The 14,039-nt window shown below is 75.2% G+C and carries 17 protein-coding genes; 8 read left to right on the top strand and 9 right to left on the bottom strand.

What is annotated here, in order from left to right:
- Positions 1–78: 78 nt before the first annotated feature.
- Together ACN27B_RS24020 and ACN27B_RS24015 are read left to right on the top strand one after the other, a co-directional pair.
- Positions 79–855, top strand: a complete 777-nt coding sequence (locus ACN27B_RS24020) for a hypothetical protein (protein WP_422741575.1) — start codon at positions 79–81, stop codon at positions 853–855.
- A gap of 31 nt (positions 856–886) precedes the next feature.
- Positions 887–1,912 (top strand): 3-dehydroquinate synthase family protein, encoded by a 1,026-nt coding sequence (locus ACN27B_RS24015; protein WP_422741574.1) that lies wholly within the window; start codon positions 887–889, stop codon positions 1,910–1,912.
- A 114-nt stretch (positions 1,913–2,026) separates the two neighbouring features.
- On the opposite strand, the gene ACN27B_RS24010 is transcribed toward ACN27B_RS24015, so the two are convergent.
- The 3 genes from ACN27B_RS24010 to ACN27B_RS24000 are packed head-to-tail and all read right to left on the bottom strand — an operon-like array spanning position 2,027 to position 5,026.
- On the bottom strand, positions 2,027–2,716 hold the full coding sequence (locus ACN27B_RS24010) for an HAD-IA family hydrolase (RefSeq protein ID WP_422741573.1): 690 nt from the start codon (positions 2,714–2,716) through the stop codon (positions 2,027–2,029).
- A 34-nt stretch (positions 2,717–2,750) separates the two neighbouring features.
- A complete protein-coding gene (locus ACN27B_RS24005; RefSeq protein WP_422741572.1) occupies positions 2,751–3,872 on the bottom strand; it encodes a Gfo/Idh/MocA family protein in 1,122 nt (373 codons plus the stop codon).
- Positions 3,869–5,026 carry a DegT/DnrJ/EryC1/StrS family aminotransferase gene (locus tag ACN27B_RS24000; protein WP_099161147.1) on the bottom strand — a complete coding sequence of 386 codons (1,158 nt, stop codon included), beginning with the start codon at positions 5,024–5,026 and terminating at the stop codon, positions 3,869–3,871. Before ACN27B_RS24000 ends, ACN27B_RS24005 begins: the two co-directional genes overlap by 4 nt.
- Before the next feature lie 183 nt (positions 5,027–5,209).
- On the opposite strand from ACN27B_RS24000, the gene ACN27B_RS23995 reads away from it, so the two are divergent.
- The 5 genes from ACN27B_RS23995 to ACN27B_RS23975 all read left to right on the top strand — a co-directional run bounded on the left by ACN27B_RS23995 (position 5,210) and on the right by ACN27B_RS23975 (position 8,370).
- Positions 5,210–5,641 (top strand): type II 3-dehydroquinate dehydratase, encoded by a 432-nt coding sequence (locus tag ACN27B_RS23995; protein ID WP_091574919.1) that lies wholly within the window; start codon positions 5,210–5,212, stop codon positions 5,639–5,641.
- A 63-nt stretch (positions 5,642–5,704) separates the two neighbouring features.
- A complete protein-coding gene (locus ACN27B_RS23990) occupies positions 5,705–6,058 on the top strand; it encodes a DoxX family protein (protein WP_091574923.1) in 354 nt (117 codons plus the stop codon).
- Between the two features lie 7 nt (positions 6,059–6,065).
- Positions 6,066–7,013 carry an ROK family protein gene (locus ACN27B_RS23985; RefSeq protein WP_422741571.1) on the top strand — a complete coding sequence of 316 codons (948 nt, stop codon included), beginning with the start codon at positions 6,066–6,068 and terminating at the stop codon, positions 7,011–7,013.
- The gene (locus ACN27B_RS23980) at positions 7,010–7,582 is read left to right on the top strand and encodes an NADPH-dependent FMN reductase (protein ID WP_422741570.1); all 573 of its coding nucleotides are present in this window, start codon (positions 7,010–7,012) and stop codon (positions 7,580–7,582) included. The genes ACN27B_RS23985 and ACN27B_RS23980 overlap by 4 nt, the downstream gene beginning before the upstream one ends.
- Positions 7,579–8,370: a shikimate dehydrogenase family protein gene (locus tag ACN27B_RS23975; RefSeq protein WP_099161150.1), complete on the top strand. Its 792-nt coding sequence runs from the start codon at positions 7,579–7,581 to the stop codon at positions 8,368–8,370. Before ACN27B_RS23980 ends, ACN27B_RS23975 begins: the two co-directional genes overlap by 4 nt.
- 5 nt (positions 8,371–8,375) lie before the next feature.
- On the opposite strand, the gene ACN27B_RS23970 is transcribed toward ACN27B_RS23975, so the two are convergent.
- The 4 genes from ACN27B_RS23970 to ACN27B_RS23955 form a co-directional block, all read right to left on the bottom strand.
- Positions 8,376–8,759 carry a VOC family protein gene (locus ACN27B_RS23970; protein ID WP_099161151.1) on the bottom strand — a complete coding sequence of 128 codons (384 nt, stop codon included), beginning with the start codon at positions 8,757–8,759 and terminating at the stop codon, positions 8,376–8,378.
- Between the two features lie 66 nt (positions 8,760–8,825).
- Positions 8,826–9,524: an NADPH-dependent F420 reductase gene (locus ACN27B_RS23965; protein WP_422741569.1), complete on the bottom strand. Its 699-nt coding sequence runs from the start codon at positions 9,522–9,524 to the stop codon at positions 8,826–8,828.
- 22 nt (positions 9,525–9,546) lie between these two features.
- Positions 9,547–10,578: an LLM class flavin-dependent oxidoreductase gene (locus tag ACN27B_RS23960; RefSeq protein WP_422741568.1), complete on the bottom strand. Its 1,032-nt coding sequence runs from the start codon at positions 10,576–10,578 to the stop codon at positions 9,547–9,549.
- Entirely contained in the window at positions 10,571–11,620 is a 1,050-nt protein-coding gene (locus ACN27B_RS23955) for an LLM class flavin-dependent oxidoreductase (RefSeq protein WP_422741567.1), read from the bottom strand. Before ACN27B_RS23955 ends, ACN27B_RS23960 begins: the two co-directional genes overlap by 8 nt.
- 78 nt (positions 11,621–11,698) lie before the next feature.
- Here ACN27B_RS23955 and ACN27B_RS23950 point away from each other — a divergent pair, with 78 nt between their 5' ends.
- Positions 11,699–12,223 (top strand): MarR family winged helix-turn-helix transcriptional regulator, encoded by a 525-nt coding sequence (locus tag ACN27B_RS23950; RefSeq protein ID WP_422741566.1) that lies wholly within the window; start codon positions 11,699–11,701, stop codon positions 12,221–12,223.
- Here the strand turns inward: ACN27B_RS23950 and ACN27B_RS23945 are convergent.
- A complete protein-coding gene (locus ACN27B_RS23945; protein ID WP_422741565.1) occupies positions 12,199–12,843 on the bottom strand; it encodes a dihydrofolate reductase family protein in 645 nt (214 codons plus the stop codon). The genes ACN27B_RS23950 and ACN27B_RS23945 overlap by 25 nt on opposite strands.
- Positions 12,844–12,920: 77 nt before the next feature.
- Complete coding sequence (locus tag ACN27B_RS23940) at positions 12,921–14,039, bottom strand: FUSC family protein (RefSeq protein WP_099161157.1); 1,119 nt, start codon at positions 14,037–14,039, stop codon at positions 12,921–12,923.

Below are 14,039 nucleotides of genomic sequence, written 5' to 3'. Positions count from 1 at the left end.
GTGGTCCGGCGGGGCGGCGCGGTGATGATGGGCTCGCCCCGAGGACGCCGCGTATCCACCGCCGACAGTCGAGGTGCCATGGACCGCTCCTGGTTGTTCGCCGACCTCGCCGTGCCCGGCACGGGGTGCGTCGACGTGCGGGCGGCCGAGCTGGTCGGCACCGTGGTGGCGCGGCTGGTCGCCGAGGTGCGCGCCGCCGACCCGGGGGTGTGCTGGTTCTTCGACCGCCTCGACTCCCCCGCCCCGACGCGGCTGCGGCTGGGCCTGCACGCCGGGCCCGCCGCGCTCGACCTGGCGCGCGACCGTCTCGGCCCGGCCGCCCGGCCGGCGCCCCCGGCGTACGCGGTGCGGGACCCGGCGCGCGGCGGTCCGCTCGCGCACGCCGGCAGCGAGCTGGCGTTGACGCTGCTCGGCGGTGAGCCGCCGTGGCTGGCCGGGCTGGAGCTGCCGCTGGCGGTGGCGCACCTGCGGCACCTGTGCGGGTTGGTGCCGGCCGGCGACCGGGCGGCCTTCCTGTTCCTGCACTGGCAGGACCGCAGCCGTCCGCTGACCGGGGCGCAGCGCCGGGACCTGGCCGCGCAGGCGCAGGCCGGCGCGGACAAGATCGTGCTGGCCGCCGGCGACCTGCCGCTGGCCGAGGACCCGGTGGCGGAGGCCTGGGGCCGCTACCTGGACCGGGTCGGCGAGGTGGCCGCGCAGGACCACCCGGCCGCGCCGCGCGGCTTCCTGATCGCCACGCACGCCCAGCTGAGCCACCGCCGGTGGGGCATCGACCCGGCCGTCGACTCGCTGGCCGCGCTGGCGCTGCGGATGGTCGGGCCGGGCCTGCCCGCACCCGGCGGACGGGCCGGCTGACAGTGGATTCCTCGACCGCCGGGAGAGTCGCATGACCGTCCAGGGCAGCGTGAGCGCCCGTACCGTCGACGTGGAGCTGGGCGACCGGTCGTACCCGGTGGTCGTCGGCCCCGGCGTGCGGCATCGGCTGGCGGCGGAGGTGGCGCGCGTCGGAGCCCGCCGGGTCGTGGTGGTCTCGGCCCGGCCGCCGCAGTGGACGCCCGACCCGGGCGTGCCGCACCGGGTGGTGCCGGCCCGCGACGGCGAGCACGACAAGACGCTGGCCACCGTGGAGTCGCTGTGCCGGGCGTTCGCCGGGTTCGGGCTGACCCGCGCCGACGCGGTGGTCTCCTGCGGCGGCGGCACCACCACCGACGTGGTGGGTCTGGCCGCCGGCCTCTACCACCGGGGCGTCGCGGTGCTTCACCTGCCGACGTCGCTGCTGGCCCAGGTGGACGCCAGCGTCGGCGGGAAGACGGCGGTGAACCTGCCCGAGGGCAAGAACCTGGTCGGCGTCTACTGGCAGCCGCGCGCCGTGCTCTGCGACACCGACTACCTGGGCACGCTGCCGGAGGTGGAGCGGCGCAACGGCTACGGGGAGATCGCCCGCGCCCACTTCATCGGCGCCGGCGACCTGCGCGGGCGGACCGTGCCGGAGCAGATCACCGCGTGCGTGGCGCTCAAGGCCCGGGTGGTTGCCGCCGACGAGCGCGACGCGGGGCTGCGGCACATCCTCAACTACGGCCACACGCTGGGGCACGCGCTGGAACGGGCCACCGACTTCCGGCTGCGCCACGGCGAGGCGGTCGGCGTCGGCACGGTTTTCGCGGGTCGGCTGGCCGGCCGGCTGGGCCGGATCCCCGCCGCGCGGGTCGCCGAGCACCACGAGGTGGTCGCCGGCTACGGCCTGGACACCGGCCTGCCGTCGGGGGTGGACGCCGACGAGCTGATCGCGTTCATGCGGCGGGACAAGAAATCCACCGCCGGCCTGTCCTTCGTGCTCGACGGCCCGGCGGGCCCGGAGCTGGTTCCCGACGTGCCGGAGGCCGAGGTCCGGGCCGCTCTGGCCACGATGTAGCGACGGGGTCCGGCCTGCGCCGCCAGCTCGCCGAAGTGGCGGCATCGACCAGCCGCAGACGCCGCCACCTCCCCGAACTGGTGTCGATCACGCTCGCCGGTCGGGGCGCGGACGTCAGAGCACCGCCGGGCAGTGGGTGAGCAGCTCGTCGGGTTTGTGGGCGACCAGGTCGGGGCCGGCCGCGAGCAGGGCCGTCACGTCGCCGCCGTGCCAGGTGGTGGCGACCGTGGTCACCCCGGCCTCCCGGCCGCTGGTCAGGTCCGTGATCGCGTCACCGACCATCATCGCCGCGGTCGGCGGCATGCCCAGCAGGTCCAACGCGCGCAGCACGATGTCCGGGGCGGGCTTGGGCCGGGGCACCTCGTCCGAGCCGATCACGTGGTCGAACAGGGCGAGCACGCCGAGCAGGTCGAGCAGCGACCGGGCGCGCGGGCCGCTCTTGCCGGTGGCCACCGCCATCCGGATCCCCCGCTCGTGCAGCGCCTCCAGCGTCTCGCGGACACCGGGGAACAGCGGCACCCGGTGAGCCAGCCGGTAGCTCTCCCGGACGAACGGTCCCTCCATCTCCAGCGGCAGCCCCATCAGCCGCATGATGTCCGGGAAGTACCGCCCCATGTGCCGGTTGTACTCCTCGAACGGCGCCAGCCCGCCGCCGACCACCTCGGCGTACGCGATGCTGAACGCCTCACGCATCACCGCCGAGCTGTCGACCACGACCCCGTCGAGGTCGAACACGACGGCCCGGATCGGGCCCGGTCGGGGGGCGAGGACGGCGGCGCCGGCGGTGGACGGCGGCTGGCTCATGGCTGCTCCCGGTGGGTGAGGTCGCCGGTGGTTCTCACCGGTCGCGCGCTCCCGCCAGCGCGTGCACCGGCGGGGTGGGCCGGGCGCAGCGGTAGACGCGTTCGATGGCGTCGATGGTGCGGCGGGCGTCGGCCGCGGCCACGCCCCGGCTCGCCGGGTCGGCGAGCAGGTCGGGCAGGGCGTCGAGCTGCCGGTCGTACTCGGCGCCGATGGGCTCGGCGGGCAGCGGCAGGCGGACCGTCTCCCCGTCACGGGTGCGGGTCAGCTCCGGCGTGGCGTCCCGGTTGGGGCTGAACCCGAACGTGCAGCGCAACGTCACCGACCCGGCGGTGCCGTGCACGGAGACGGTGGTCCGGTCGCGCGCCTCGTGCGACGCCCAGCAGGCGTGCAGGGCGGCGGACGCGCCGTCGGCGGTGAGCAGGAAGGCCCGGGCGGTGTCCTCGACGTCGCCTCGCCCGCCGGTTCCGGCGGTGCCACGCCAGGCGGCCCGCGCGGCGTCGTCGTTGACGAAGTCGTCGGAGACGCTGCCCACGACGTGCGCGACCGGGGCCGGCCCGAGCAACGGCAGCACGGTGTCGAGCAGGTGCCAGCCGAGGTCGACCAGCGCGCCGCCGCCGGAGAGGTCGCGCCGGGTGAACCAGCCGCCGGCGTCGGGCACGCCGCGAGCGCGTACCCAGGCCACGTCGACGTGCCGGACCGGACCGAGACCGGCCGCGGCGTCGACCAGGGCACGCACGTCGGCCCGGTAGCGCGCGGCGCTGCCGGCCAGCAGCACCGCCCCGCCGGAGCGCTCCGCGTCGGCCAGGTCGTCCGCCTCGGCCGAGGTGAGGCAGACCGGCTTCTCCAGGAACACCGGTACGCCCCGGCGCAGCAGCCGGGCCGCGACGGCGGCGTGCAGGTGGTTGGGCACCGCGACCACCACGAGGTCGGCCGCGCCCGCGGGCAGGTCGGCCACGTCCGCGTACGCGTCGGGGACGCCGTGGTCGGCGCGTGCCCGCTCCCGGGCGGCGGCGTCCGGGTCGACCACGGCGGTGACCGTGAACCGGGGGTGCGCGGCGAGCCGGGGCAGCCAGATCTGCCGTCCGGCCCAGCCGAGGCCGGCCACCGCGACCCGGACGGTACGCACCGGCGCGGCGGCCGGCTGCGGCCCGGTCATCCGGCCAGCACGTCGGCGAGCACGGCGGCGATCAGGTGCATCTGCTCCTCGGTGCCGAGCAGCGTGCGGTGGTGCAGCCAGATGCAGTCGGCGTGGATCTGCTCGGTGTTCGGGCACCGTGCCGCGATCTGCTCGACGGTCTCGTCCGGCGCGCCGGCCAGCCAGAACCCGTCGCACCGGTAGATCGCGCGGAACGCCACGAACGCCGGGATGCCCCGGGCGATCAACGCGTCGACCACGGCCCGACGGCGTTCGATGGTGATCCCGGGTACGCGGAACATGGCCATGTAGTGCGGGTTGCGGTCACCGCGTTCGTCGCGGCCCTGCGGCACCACGCCGGGGATCTCGGCGAGCAGGCTCGCCAGCAGCGGCCAGCGCTGCTCGCGCAGCGCGATCTGACCGTCCAGCCGGGACAGTTGGGCGCGCAGCACGGCGGCGCTGAACTCGTTCATCCGGTAGTTCGAGCCGGTGGTGCGGTGCAGGTAGTCGCGGTCGGTGCGGGGCCGGCCGCAGCTGTGCACGAGGAACGCCTTCTCGTAGCTCTCCTCGTCGGGGAAGAGCACCGCGCCGCCCTCGCCGGCGGTCATCAGCTTGCCGTTCTGGAAGCTGAACGCGGCGACGGAGCCGAGTTCGCCGACCCGCTTGCCCTGCCACCGCGCGCCGTGGGCGTGCGCGGCGTCCTGGAGCAGCGCGACTCCGGCGTCTGCGGCGATCTTGTCGAGCGCGTCCATGTCGGCGAACTGCCCGGCCATGTGCACCGGCATCACCACCCGCGTGCGCGGGGTGATGGCGGCGGCGACCGCGTCCGGGTCGACGCAGTAGGTGTCCAGGTCGACGTCGACGGGCACGGCCACCGCGCCGAGGCGCTGCGCGGCCAGCGACGAGGAGATGAACGTGAAGGCGGGGACGATCACCTCGGTGCCGGGGCCGACGCCGAGCACCTCCAGCGCCACCTCCAGCGCGTGGGTGCCGTTGGTGACGGCCAGCGCGTACGGCGCGCCGTGGTACGCGGCGAACTCGGCCTCGAACGTGTCGACCTCGTCGCCCCCGACGCGCCACCACTGGCCCTGTTCCAGGGCCCGGACGAGGCCGGTCCGCTCCTCGTCGCCGAACTGCGGCCAGGCGGGGAACTCCGGCGCCGGCAGATCACTCATGATGTCCCACTCCCTGCTCCCGATAGGAACGGCCCGGCTGGGACGCTAACCGAGCCGGCAGGCCGCTGACCTCCCCTAACGGCCCCTAGCCGCCCCTAACCGCCCCCTGCCGGCGGTGGCCGGTCGGCGCGTCGGGCCGATACTCCGAGGACCTGTCGTCGTCCGCTCCCGGTGAGGTGCCACGTGTCCGAGGTGCTCCTGCTCAACGGCCCGAACCTGGGCATCCTCGGCCGGCGGGAGCCGGAGATCTACGGCACCGACACGCTGGCGGACATCGAGCGGGCGGTCGGCGAGGAGGTGGCCGGACGGGGCTGGCGGGTCGTGGCGAGACAGCACGACTGCGAGGGCGAGATGATCCGTACCATCCAGGACAGTTATGAGACGGTGGGCGCGATCGTGAACCCGGGCGCGTTGATGATCGCCGGTTGGAGCCTGCGCGACGCGTTGGCCAACTATCCCCGCCCGTGGCTGGAGGTCCACCTGTCCAACGTGTGGGCCCGGGAGAGCTTCCGACACGACTCGGTGCTCGCCCCGCTGGCCGCGGGGGTGATCGTGGGTCTGGGCGCGCTCGGCTACCGGCTGGCGGCCCGCGCGCTCGTCTCCACAGTGTCCTGACCGACCGCACCACCGCACCCATCCCGGTCGCCCGTCGTGGCGACCCGACCCCCGAGGATCCCCGTGACCGTCGCGATCATCGTTCTCACCGTGCTGCTCGCCATCATCCTGGTGCCGCTGGCCGTGCAGAAGCTCACCGGCAACGCGCAGATGCGCCAGCGGATGTCGCACCTCGGCGTCTCCGCCGGGCTGACCCGCGTGATCGGCCTGCTGGAGCTGGCCGGCGTCGCGGGGCTGCTGCTGGGCCTGAAGTTCTGGCAGCTCGGCCTGGTCGCCGCGGTGGGCGTCACCGTGCTGCTGATCGCCGCCGTGGCCTACCACCTGCGCGCCAAGGACGACGGCAAGGTGATCATGGTGCCGCTGTTCTTCGCGTTCGCCGCGGCCGCGCTGGCGTTCCTGCACCTGCTGGCGCACTGAGGCCGGCGTGACGGGCGGGCCGGGCGCCGCGCTGCTGGGCGTCGACGTCGGAGGCACGAAGGTCGCGCTGCGCGCCGAGGCGGCCGGCCGGCCCGCGTACGAGCGGATCGTCACCTGGCCGGCCGGCGCGGACCCGGCCGCCGACCTGTCGCTGCTGGCCACCGAGGCGGCGGCGCTGCGGGCCGGCTTCGGCCCGGTCGCCACGGTGGGCGTGGCCATGCCGGCCACCGTCGACCGGGGCGGTACCGTCGTCGCCTGGCCCGGCCGCCCGAGCTGGGTCGGGCTGGACCTGGCCGGCGCGCTGCGCCGGCTCTTCCCCGACACCCGGACCGGGTACGCCGACGACGGCGACCTGGCGGCGCTGGCCGAGTCCCGGCACGCGGGCCGGGACGACGTGCTCTACCTGGGGGTGGGCACCGGGGTCGGCGGCGGGATCGTGCTCGGCGGCCGCAACGTCCCGGCCGGCGCGTCCGCCGAGGTCGGACACATGGTGGTCGACGTCGACGGAGAGCGGTGCGACTGCGGACGGGCCGGTTGCCTCCAGGCGACCGCGTCCGGGCCGGCGACGCTGCGCCGGGCCGCGCGCCTGCGCGACGGGCCGGTGGACCACCGGCGGCTGCGCGCCGGGCTGCGCGACGGGCGGCCGTGGGCGGTGGAGGCGATCCGGCCGGCCTGCGCCGCGCTGGCCGCCGCCGTGGTGAGCCTCGGCGAGCTGCTCGCCATCGACCTGGCGGTCGTCGGTGGCGGCTTCGCCGCCGGGCTGCCCGGGTTCGTGCCGCTGGTCGGGCGCCTCGCCGCCGCCGGCGGCCGGGCGGGCCGACCCGCGCCCCGGGTGGCCGCCGCCGCGCTCGGCGGGCTCTCGTCCCTGCACGGCGCGCTCCACCTCGCCCGCGACCTCGCGGACGCCCCGGTCCCGACCGGGACCGGGGACCACACCAGGGAGGCCAGCCAATGATCAGGATCGGGGTCGTCGCGGGCAGCACCCGCCCGGGCCGCAAGGCCGACGCGGTGGCGCGCTGGGTGTGCGACGTCGCCGCCGGGCGTACGGACGTCACCACCGAACTCGTCGACCTGGCGGACCATCCGCTGCCGCACTTCGCCGAGGCGCTGCCCCCGTCGATGGCACCCTCGGGCCGGCCGGCGATCCGCCGCTGGGGGTCGACCGTCGCGGCGCTGGACGCGTTCGTCTTCGTCACCCCGGAGTACAACCACTCGGTTCCCGGCGTGCTCAAGGACGCGATCGACGCGCTCTACCAGGAGTGGCACCACAAGCCGGCCGGGCTGGTCAGCTACGGGGTGCACGGCGGGACCCGGGCCGCCGAGCACCTGCGGCTGGTGCTCGGCCAGGTGTCGGTGCCGGTGGTCCGCTCCCAGGTGGCGCTCTCGCTGCACACCGACTTCGTGGCGTTCCGCGACCTGCGGCCCGGGCCGCACCAGCGGGAGGCGGTGGGCACCGTGCTCGACGAGGTGGCGGCGTGGGCCGGGGCGCTGCGGAGGCTACGCCGACCGCAGCCGGTGCGATGACCGTGATCGGCGGCGCCACCCGCCTGTACGCGCTGCTCGGCGACCCGATCGCCCAGGTGCGGGCGCCGGGCCTGCTCAACCCGGTGCTGGCCCGGCGCGGCACGGACGCCGTGCTGGTGCCGGTGCACGTGCCGGCCGCCGCCCTGCCCGACGTGGTGGCCGGGCTGCGCCGGGTGGCCAACCTGGACGGGATGCTGGTGACCGTGCCGCACAAGGCGGCGCTGCTCGGTCTGGCCGACCGGGTCACCGACCGGGCCCGGCTGGCCGGCAGCGTCAACGCGCTGCGCCGGGAACCGGACGGCACCTGGTCGGCGGACACGTTCGACGGTGACGGGTTCGTCCGCGCCCTGGTGGCGGCCGGGCACGATCCGCGCGGCCGGCGGGTCTGCCTGGTGGGGGCCGGCGGCGCGGGCAGCGCCATCGCGGTGGCCCTGCTCGACGCCGGGGTGGCCGCGCTGCACCTGACCGACACCGACCCGGCGCGCCTGGCCGCGCTGGGCGGGCGGCTGTCGGAGGCGTACCCGGACCGGGTGCACGGCGCGTCCCGGCCGCGGCTGGCCGACGCGGACCTCGCGGTCAACGCGACGCCGCTGGGGCTGCGCCCGACGGACCCGCCGCCGTTCCCGGTGGCCGAGCTGCCGGCCCGGGCGGTGGTCGCGGACATCATCATGTCGCCGGCGGAGACGCCGCTGCTGCGCGCGGCCCGGGACCGGGGCCTGGCCGCCCACCCCGGCGAGCCGATGCTGGCCCACCAGATCGACGGCTACCTGGACTTCTTCGGCCTGTAGAGGCGTCAGGACCCGGTCGCGGCCCGGTCGGCGGCGCTGCGCAGCACGCAGAACTCGTTGCCCTCGGGGTCGGCGAGCACCGCCCAGCCGGAGCCGTCCGGGTGGCGCCGGTCGTCGACCAGGGTGGCGCCGAGGCCGAGCAGCCGCTCCACCTCCGGGTCGCGCGAGGTCTCCGGGCGCAGGCAGAGGTGGATCCGGTTCTTCGACGTCTTGGGCTCGGGCACCTGGTTGAAGTGCAGCACCGGGCCCTCCGCCAGCAGCACCTGGGCCTCCGGGTCACCCGGTCGGTCCTCCGGGTGCAGCGGCCGCCCGGTCACCTCGCTCCAGAAGCGCGCCAGCCCGTAGGCATCCGCACAGTCGATCGCCACGTTCTGCACCACCGAAACCATGACCGGGAGCCTTCCGGACCGGCGTCCCGGACGCCACCGGATTCCGCCGGCGGCGGTCGCGGCGGGTCAGGCCGGACCCGGGCGTCCGGCCCGCGCCTCGGCGACGACCCGCCCGCGTTCGGATTCCGGGAACCGGTCGAGCATGGCCCGCAGCTCGTCGGCGCTCACGTCGGCCCCGAACGACTCGCTGCCCGGTTCCAGCCGTACGCCCTCGGCCAGCGGGCCCGCGACGACCGGGTCGAAGCCGAGCCGGTCCACCAGGGACGCGACCACGGCGAGGTCGTCCTGGCGGTCACCGGCGATCGCGATGGCCTTGCGGCCGTCCGCGCCCGCCGGCCGGGCCTCGTCCTCGAGGTCGTGGTAGCCCATGTGGTTGAACGCCTTCACCACGCGTGACCCGGGCAGGTACGCCTGCACGGTCTCGCTGGACGAGGTGCGCGGGTCGGTGAGGTCGTCGCGGATGCCGTCGATCTCCCACCAGTAGTTCATGGCGTCGACGACGAGCTTGCCGCGCAACGCCTCGACCGGGATGCTCCGGTACTTGCCCAGCGGCAGGGCCAGGACGACGACGTCGGCGCGGGCCGCCGCGTCGGCCGCCGTGGTGGCGACCGCGCCGGGCGTCAGCACCTCGACGGTGAGGGCGATCTTCGCCGGGTCGCCGGAGCCGGCGACGAACACCCGGTGGCCGGCGGCCACCGCGAGTCGGGCGAGCACCGTGCCCACCTTGCCGGCGCCGAGGATGCCGAGGGTCTGCGATCCGTCCACTGTTCTCCTTCCGGGGCCGGCGTCAACCGGCGAGCATGTCGCGGACCAGCGGGATCACCCGGCTGCCGTACAGCTCGACGGCGCGCATGCGGGCGCTCACCGGCTGGGCGCCGGCGGTGTAGATGAGGTCGAACCGGCCGACGCCGAGGGCGCGGATCGCGTCGGCCATCCGACGGGCCACGGTCTCCGGCGAGCCGATGTAGAGGGAGCCGTGCGCCACCTCGGCGTCGAACTCGGTACGCCGGATCGGCGGCCAGCCCCGCAGCTTGCCGATCCGGTCCCGCATGATGCGGTAGTGCGGCCAGAACAGCTCCCTGGCCTCCTCGTCGGTGTCGGCGACGAACCCCGGTGAGTGCATGCCGACCGGGTGGGCGGTGGTGTGGAACTGCTCGGCGGCCCGCCGGTAGAGGTCGAGGTAGGGCGCGAACCGCTCGGGCGAGCCGCCGATGATGGCGAGCATGAGCGGGAAGCCGTAGTGGGCGGTGCGCACCACGGACTGCGGCGAGCCGCCGACCCCCACCCAGGTGCTGAGGCGTCCCGACTCGGTCTTCGGGAAGACGTCGGCGTGTTCCAGCGCGGCGCGCGTCGTGCCGCTCCAGGTGACCGGCTTCTCCTCCAGCAGCTTCGCGAAGAGTTCGATCTTCTCCTCGAACAGCACGTCGTAGTCGCTCAGGTCGTAGCCGAACAGCGGGAAGGACTCGGTGAACGAGCCCCGGCCGAGGATGACCTCGGCCCGGCCGTTCGACAGCGCGTCCACGGTCGCGAAGCGTTGGAACACCCGCACCGGGTCGTCCGAGCTGAGCACCGTCACCCCGGAGGCGAGCCGGATCCGGGAGGTACGGGTGGCGATCCCCGCCAGCACGGTCTCCGGGGTCGACACCGAGTACTCCGGCCGGTGGTGCTCGCCGAGGGCGATGACGTCGACGCCCAGGTCGTCGGCGAGCACCGCCTCGTCCACGACCTGCCGGATCGCGGCGGCGTGCGACAGCGGCCGACCGGCGTCGTCCTCCGGCACGTCGCCGAAGGTGTCGAGGCCGAACACGAGGTCAGGCATGGGTGGGCTCCTTCGCCAGCAGCTCCCGTACCCGCGGGGCGACCTCGCCGCCGAGCAGCTCGATCGTCCGTGCGCGCGCCTTACGGGGCAGGTGGGTGATGTCGTACTTCAGGTCGAAGCGGCTCAGGCGCAGGTCCCGGGCGGTCGCGGCGATCTTCCGGGCGACCGTCTCGGGCGACCCGACGTAGAGCGCCCCGTGGTCGATCTCGGCCTCGTAGCGCCGGCGGTCCGGCCGGTAGAAGCCGCGTTCCTCGGCGAGCCGGGTCACCACCGGCTGCCAGTACCGCCACCAGGTCTCCACCGCCTCCTCGTCAGTATCGGCGACGAGACCCAGCGAGTGCTGGCCGATCGGCCGCACCGGGTGGCCGGCCCGGGCGAGCGCCCGCCGGTAGAGCTCGACGTGGCCGGCGAACCGCTGCGGGCGTCCGCCGATGACCGCGAGCATCAGGGGTAGGCCGTAGCGGGCGGCGCGGAGCACCGAGTCCGGACTCCCGCCGACGCCGATCCAGGTCGGGATGCCGCCCGCCGGCATGCGCGGGTGCAGGCGCTGCCCGACCAGCGGCGTCCGTACCGTGCCGCTCCAGGTGACCGGTTCGTCCCGCTGGAGCCGGACGAACAGGTCGAGCTTCTCCTCGAACAACCGCTCGTAGTCGGCGAGGTCGTAACCGAACAGGGGGAACGACTCGGTGGCCGACGCCCGGCCGAGGACGATCTGGGCCCGACCGTTCGACACCGCGTCGAGGGTCGAGAACTCGTGGTAGAGCCGGACCGGGTCGTTGGTGCTGAGCACCGTGACCGACGTGCCGAGCCGGATCCGGTCGGTGGCCGTCGCGATCGCGGCCAGCAGCACCGGCGTGGCCGAGTCGGTGTGGCCCTCCCGGTAGTGCTCGCCCACGCTGAACACGTCGAGCCCGACCGACTCGGCGAGCCGGGCCTCCTCGACGAGCAGCCGGACGGTCTGCGCGTCGGTCAGGATCCGGTCGCCGTCGGTGGCGACCTCGCCGAACGAGTTGAGCCCCAGGGCGAACGTCTCCGCTGTCATGTCCCCTCCTCCGATGGCGGGCGATTGACATGTCAAACACGGTAGCCTGCGAATTGACATGTCAATTGGAGGAAAAGGATGGCGAACGCCACACCCCGTCCGGGCCGTGGGCGCCGGCTTCCGAGCCGGGAGGAGCTGCGGATCTGGCGCGAATTCGTCGAGACCACGGAGGCGCTCCGGTCCCGGGTCGCGTCCCGGCTCCAGGTCGAGTCGTCACTGACACCGGGCGACTACGCCGTGCTGCTGGCCCTCAGCGAGGCCGAGGACCGGCAGCTGCGCTCCTCGGAACTGGCCGCCCGGATCGGCTGGGAGCGCAGCCGGCTCTCCCACCACCTCGGGCGGATGGAACGGCGCGGGCTCGTCCGCCGCCAGGAGTGCGCCGCCGAGCCGCGCGGTGCGGAGGTCCACCTGACGCCCGCCGGGGCGGCGGCGTTCGGGGCAGCCACCGCCCCGCACCTGCGCGCCATCCGCGAACTCTTCGTCGACGCGCTCACCGCGGACCAGCTCCGGGCCGCCGGCGAGATCGCCGCGGCGCTGCGCGCGCACCTGGACGCCGCACCCGCAGCCCCGGGCGGGCGTCAGTCGACGCGTCCGGCGCCCTGATCGCGGACGGCCATGTCCCCGGTCGCCGGGGTACCGTCGGCGAGGCCGTAGCGCAGGTAGACGGTGCCCTTCGGGTTGGCCACCGGCGGCTCGACCAGGGTCACGTTCGTGGGCACGGCGCCGCCGTCGAAGACCTTCTTCCCGACGCCGAGCACGACCGGGTGCAGCCAGAGGTCGATCCGGTCGAACAGCTTCTCCCGCAGAAGGCTCTGCACCAGGTTCAGGCTCCCGACCACCTTCACGTTCTCGTGCCGGTCCCGGACCTCGCGCACCGCGCCGGCCAGGTCCGGGCCGAGCTGCGTCGACCCGGCCCAGGACAGGTCGGGCCGGCCACGCGAGGCCACGTACTTCGGGACGCGGTTGAACAGCGCGGCGATCGCGTTGTCCTGCCCGCCCTCCTGGTGCGGCCAGTAGGCGGCGAAGATGTCGTACGTCCGGCGGCCGAGCAGCAGCGCGTCGGTGCCCTCGTACGCGGCCATGACCTGCGCGCCGGCGACCTCGTCGAACAGGGGCGCCTGCCAGCCCCCGAACGGGAACCCGACCGGGTCCTCGTCGGGACCGCCCGGTGCCTGCCCGACCAGGTCGAGCGTGGCGAACATTTCGATGTGGATGAGGCCCATGCCTACTCCCGTGCCGTGGTGTGTCGGTCGGACGGTAGACCCGGGCGGACCGGCGAACTCATCGGCGCGCGGCCGAGCTACGGCGCGCGGGCCGCGGCGGCCCGGCGGACCTGCCGGCGGGCCTCGTCGGCCGGCACGCCGGTGGCGCGGAGCACGTCGTTGGCGGCGGTGCGCAACTGGGAGACCACGATGGTGCCGGAGAAGCCGATGTCCTGCCGGCACGCCGCTCCGGCGTCACGCACCGCGCGCAGCACCCGCTCCCGGGCGGCATGCGGTTCCCGGGCGGCCAGGAACTCCCGGTGCAGCAGCCGGATCGCCGTGCCGAAGTGCTCCAGCGCGGCCGGCAGGTCGGCCGGTACCGGTTCCCGGTCGCGCAGGGCGGTGCCGACCCGGCGGACCAGGGCCCGGCTGTTGCGGAACGCCCGGTCCAGGTGTTCGGCGCCGTCGCGGTACGCGGCCAGCGCGCGCCGTCGCCGCCAGCGCACCGGGGAGAACCGGACCACCTCGTCGGCGGCGTTGACCACCTCGTCGATCTGGTCCAGCTCGGGCTCGGCGGCGCGCATCCGGGCCAGCACGGCGTCGGCCGCGCGGGCGTCGCCGTGGGCCAGCGCCTCCGCCGAGGCGGTCATCTCCCGGGCGAACGTGTCCAGCGCCGGGTCGGCGACCCGACGCACCGTGCGCAGCGGGTTCAGCGGCGCCAGCACCAGCACCACGACCAGGCCGACCAGGCCGCCGACCAGTGCGTTGATCGTGCGGGGCAGTTCCAGGTCGGGTGAGACCGGGGTGAGCGTGGCGACCAGCACGGCCGTACCGCCGGCCTGGGTGACCAGCGCGCCGGTGCCGCGGACCACCACGGCGGCGCTGACCGCCAGGAAGACGACCGCGCCGGTCTGCCAGGGTCCGGTGCCGAGCAGGCGGATCAGCATGTCGCCGACGACGATGCCGAGCACCACCCCGACGACGAGTTCGACGGTGCGCCGGGTCCGGCCGCCGAGCGCGGCGGCGATGACACCGACCGCCGCGGCGGGCGCGAAGGTCGGGTCCGGGTTGCTCAGCACCTCGCGGGCGATCAGCCAGGCCAACGCGGCGGCCAGCCCGGCCTGGACCGCGACGATGAAGTACGTGCGTACCCGCTGGCGGCTGGCCCGACCGGCCTCGCGGAGCCGGTCGCCCAGCCGGTCGGTGGCTTCCCGCAT

Origin of the sequence: Micromonospora sp. WMMD754, from assembly GCF_049315235.1 — a bacterium.
Taxonomy (GTDB): domain Bacteria; phylum Actinomycetota; class Actinomycetes; order Mycobacteriales; family Micromonosporaceae; genus Micromonospora; species Micromonospora sediminicola.
The sequence above is the reverse complement of the archived record's forward strand: the minus strand, read 5'-3'. Positions and strand labels throughout refer to the sequence as shown.

Coding starts and splice junctions, on each gene's coding strand:
- ACN27B_RS24020 (WP_422741575.1), top strand. CDS start 79: ATGGACCGCTCCTGGTTGTTCGCCGACCTCGCCGTGCCCGGCACGGGG.
- ACN27B_RS24015 (WP_422741574.1), top strand. CDS start 887: ATGACCGTCCAGGGCAGCGTGAGCGCCCGTACCGTCGACGTGGAGCTG.
- ACN27B_RS24010 (WP_422741573.1), bottom strand. CDS start 2,716: ATGAGCCAGCCGCCGTCCACCGCCGGCGCCGCCGTCCTCGCCCCCCGA.
- ACN27B_RS24005 (WP_422741572.1), bottom strand. CDS start 3,872: ATGACCGGGCCGCAGCCGGCCGCCGCGCCGGTGCGTACCGTCCGGGTC.
- ACN27B_RS24000 (WP_099161147.1), bottom strand. CDS start 5,026: ATGAGTGATCTGCCGGCGCCGGAGTTCCCCGCCTGGCCGCAGTTCGGC.
- ACN27B_RS23980 (WP_422741570.1), top strand. CDS start 7,010: ATGATCAGGATCGGGGTCGTCGCGGGCAGCACCCGCCCGGGCCGCAAG.
- ACN27B_RS23975 (WP_099161150.1), top strand. CDS start 7,579: ATGACCGTGATCGGCGGCGCCACCCGCCTGTACGCGCTGCTCGGCGAC.
- ACN27B_RS23970 (WP_099161151.1), bottom strand. CDS start 8,759: ATGGTTTCGGTGGTGCAGAACGTGGCGATCGACTGTGCGGATGCCTAC.
- ACN27B_RS23960 (WP_422741568.1), bottom strand. CDS start 10,578: ATGCCTGACCTCGTGTTCGGCCTCGACACCTTCGGCGACGTGCCGGAG.
- ACN27B_RS23955 (WP_422741567.1), bottom strand. CDS start 11,620: ATGACAGCGGAGACGTTCGCCCTGGGGCTCAACTCGTTCGGCGAGGTC.
- ACN27B_RS23950 (WP_422741566.1), top strand. CDS start 11,699: ATGGCGAACGCCACACCCCGTCCGGGCCGTGGGCGCCGGCTTCCGAGC.
- ACN27B_RS23945 (WP_422741565.1), bottom strand. CDS start 12,843: ATGGGCCTCATCCACATCGAAATGTTCGCCACGCTCGACCTGGTCGGG.
- ACN27B_RS23940 (WP_099161157.1), bottom strand. CDS start 14,039: ATGCGGGAAGCCACCGACCGGCTGGGCGACCGGCTCCGCGAGGCCGGT.